The organism is Hymenobacter coccineus, from assembly GCF_001816125.1.
GTDB lineage: Bacteria > Bacteroidota > Bacteroidia > Cytophagales > Hymenobacteraceae > Hymenobacter > Hymenobacter coccineus.
This window is the reverse complement of the sequence record NZ_MDZA01000205.1, coordinates 1-3,490: the sequence shown is the minus strand read 5'-3', so window position 1 is coordinate 3,490 and position 3,490 is coordinate 1. Positions and strand designations below refer to the sequence as shown.

General features: G+C 55.3%; 2 tRNA genes and 2 rRNA genes. All 4 read right to left on the bottom strand.

The features are described 5' to 3' along the window. Positions 1-2,914 (bottom strand): 23S ribosomal RNA (locus BEN49_RS12550); the annotation flags it as partial. A 180-nt stretch (positions 2,915-3,094) separates the two neighbouring features. Then, positions 3,095-3,168, bottom strand: a tRNA-Ala gene (locus BEN49_RS12545). A 34-nt stretch (positions 3,169-3,202) separates the two neighbouring features. Continuing rightward, positions 3,203-3,276, bottom strand: a tRNA-Ile gene (locus BEN49_RS12540). Between the two features lie 122 nt (positions 3,277-3,398). Continuing rightward, positions 3,399-3,490 (bottom strand): 16S ribosomal RNA (locus BEN49_RS12535); the annotation flags it as partial.

Genomic DNA, 3,490 nt, shown 5'->3' with positions numbered 1-3,490 from the left:
GAAGCCCTCGGGCCATTAGTACGGCTCGGCTGTTCCATTTCTGGTTTTTCACCTGCCGCCTATCCACGTGGTCGTCTCCCACGGCCCTTCCAATTGGGATATCTCATCTCCAGGTGAGTTTCGCACTTAGATGCTTTCAGCGCTTATCTCCTCCCAGCGTAGCTACCCGGCGCTGCACCTGGCGGTACAACCGGCGCACCAGCGGCTGGTCCATCCCGGTCCTCTCGTACTAAGGACAGGTCCTGTCAAATATCCAACGCCCACCACAGATAGGGACCGAACTGTCTCACGACGTTCTGAACCCAGCTCGCGTGCCACTTTAATCGGCGAACAGCCGAACCCTTGGGACCTTCTCCAGCCCCAGGACGTGACGAGCCGACATCGAGGTGCCAAACCTCCCCGTCGATATGAGCTCTTGGGGGAGATCAGCCTGTTATCCCCGGCGTACCTTTTATCCTTTGAGCGACGGCCCTTCCATGCGGAACCGCCGGATCACTATATCCGTCTTTCGACCCTGTTCGACTTGTGGGTCTCGCAGTCAAGCCCGCTTCTGCTATTGCGCTCTGCGTCCGGTTACCAAGCGGACTGAGCGGACCTTTGAAAGCCTCCGATACTCTTTTGGAGGCGACCACCCCAGTCAAACTACCCAGCAGCCACTGTCTCCGCCTTCGCAGATTAGGCATCAGGCACGGCAAGGGCGGTATTTCAACGGTGGCTCCCCGAGAACTGGCGTCCCCGGTTCAGCGCCTCCCGCCTATGCTACACATGCCGAACCCAACACCAATGGCAACCTATAGTAAAGGTGCACGGGGTCTTTCCGTCCCGTGGCGGGTACTCGGCATCTTCACCGAGACTACAATTTCACCGAGCTCACGGCTGAGACAGCGCCCAGATCGTTACACCATTCGTGCAGGTCGGAACTTACCCGACAAGGAATTTCGCTACCTTAGGACCGTTATAGTTACGGCCGCCGTTTACCGGGGCTTCGATTCAAACCTTCGCCTTGCGACTAAGTTCCCCTCTTAACCTTCCGGCACCGGGCAGGTGTCAGGCCATATACGTCCGCTTGCGCGTTGGCATAGCCATGTGTTTTTGTTAAACAGTCGCCTGGGCCTTTTCACTGCGGCTTCTCGTCTTGCAACGAGGAAGCGACCCTTCTCCCGAAGTTACAGGTCCATTTTGCCGAGTTCCTTGGCCGTGATTCACTCGAGCGCCTCAGGATACTCTCCTTGACCACCTGTGTCGGTTTGCGGTACGGGCGATGTACAGATTAAAACGCTTAGCAGGTTTTCTTGGCAGTCGGATTAGGCACACTATCCACGTGGTCCGAAGACCGTGTGGTACTATCAGGTTTCGGCTAGATCCGCGTACTTAACTACGGTTCCAATACCTACGCCCTTCAACGGGCACTTCCGTCCGCCCGCGGTGCTTTCACTTCTGCGTCACTGCATCACTTCTGTACATCGGTGCTGGACTATTAACCAGCTGGCCATCGAATACACCTCTCGGCTTTTCCTTAGGTCCCGACTAACCCAGCTCCGATTAGCGTTGAGCTGGAAACCTTGGTCTATCGGCGTGGGGGTTTCGCACCCCCATTATCGTTACTCATGCCTACATATGCGTTTCTCCACGCTCCACCGCGCCTGACGACGCGGCTTCACCGCAAGAAGAATGCTCCCCTACCACGTGGCTGTCTTGCAAGTCACATCCAAAGCTTCGGTACCAGGTTTGATGCCCGCGTATTATCGACGCCCGATCGCTCGACCAGTGAGCTGTTACGCACTCTTTAAAGGAATGGCTGCTTCCAAGCCAACCTCCTGGCTGTCAAAGCAATCGGACCTCCTTTGTTCAACTTAACCTGGATTTAGGGACCTTAGCTGTTGGTCTGGGTTCTTTCCCTCTCGGCCGGGGACCTTAGCACCCCAGGCCTCACTGCCGGCTATACGTATCGGCATTCGGAGTTCATCAGGATTCGGTAGGCTCTGACACCCCCTAGTCCTATTGGTAGCTCTACCTCCGACACGCTCCACGCCGACGCTGTACCTCAATACATTTCGGGGAGTACGAGCTATTTCTCAGTTTGATTGGCCTTTCACCCCTACCCACAACTCATCCAAATCCTTTTCAACGGAAACTGGTTCGGACCTCCAGTGCGTGTTACCGCACCTTCATCCTGGTCATGGGTAGCTCACCAAGTTTCGCGTCTACCCCCCCCGACTACGCGCCCTGTTCAGACTCGCTTTCGCTGCGGCTCCGCGCCTAGAAGCGCTTAACCTTGCCGGGGAGGAGTAACTCGTAGGCTCATTATGCAAAAGGCACGCCATCAGGCCACTAAAGCCCTCTGACTGCTTGTAAGCACACGGTTTCAGGTTCTTTTCACTCCGGTATTCCCGGTTCTTTTCACCTTTCCCTCACGGTACTAGTTCACTATCGGTGTCTCAGGAGTATGTAGCCTTAGCGGATGGTGCCGCTCGCTTCAGACGGGGTTTCTCCGGCCCCGCCCTACTCAGGATCCCACTACCGTAAACCAGAATTGTCGCTTACCGGGCTCTCACCGTCTCTGGCGCCGTTTCCCACCGGCTTCAGCTAACTCGATTTAATCAGATCTTGTGGTCCTACAACCCCACAGCGGCCGTAACCGCCGTGGTTTGGGCTCCTCCCCGTTCGCTCGCCACTACTTGGGGAATCATTGTTATTTTCTTTTCCTGCAGGTACTTAGATGTTTCAGTTCCCTGCGTTTGCCGCCGCTAGTCAAGCTAGTCGGCTCACGACTCTTCCAGTCGCGGGGTTGCCCCATTCGGAGACCTGGGGATCAACGGGCATGTGCCCCTCCCCCCAGCTTATCGCAGCTTATCGCGTCCTTCCTCGCCTCTGAGACCCTAGGCATCCCCCGTGTGCTCTTGCTTACTTCGCTTTCGCAACGTGTTCCCCTAAAGAAACCCGCCATCCTCCGAAAAGAACCGGCGCGCTGCGCTTCGTTTTTGTTACCCCTTACGTCAAAGAACGTTTACCACTAATTGAGTAGCAGTAGTGCAAGATGATTGCCTTTTGCATTCATCGTATAATAAAAATGCCAATTTCGTTAGGCATTGTGTGGAGGATAACGGAGTCGAACCGTTGACCCCCTGCGTGCAAGGCAGGTGCTCTAGCCAGCTGAGCTAATCCCCCGTGTTTGACTCCAACAGAATCCCGCCGCAATCAGTGGGCCTGCCTGGACTCGAACCAGGGACCTCTACATTATCAGTGTAGCGCTCTAACCACCTGAGCTACAAGCCCGAGTATCTATCACAAAAGTATTGCAATAGAATTCGAATCAAAATTATTTGAATGAGGAAATAGACAATAGTGCGGTACGTGGCGAAAAGGGGCGGGCAACGCCGTGGGCGAAGCGGCTCCAGAAAGGAGGTGATCCAGCCGCACCTTCCGGTACGGCTACCTTGTTACGACTTAGCCCTAGTTACCTGTTCTACCCTAACCGGCTTCGTTGCGG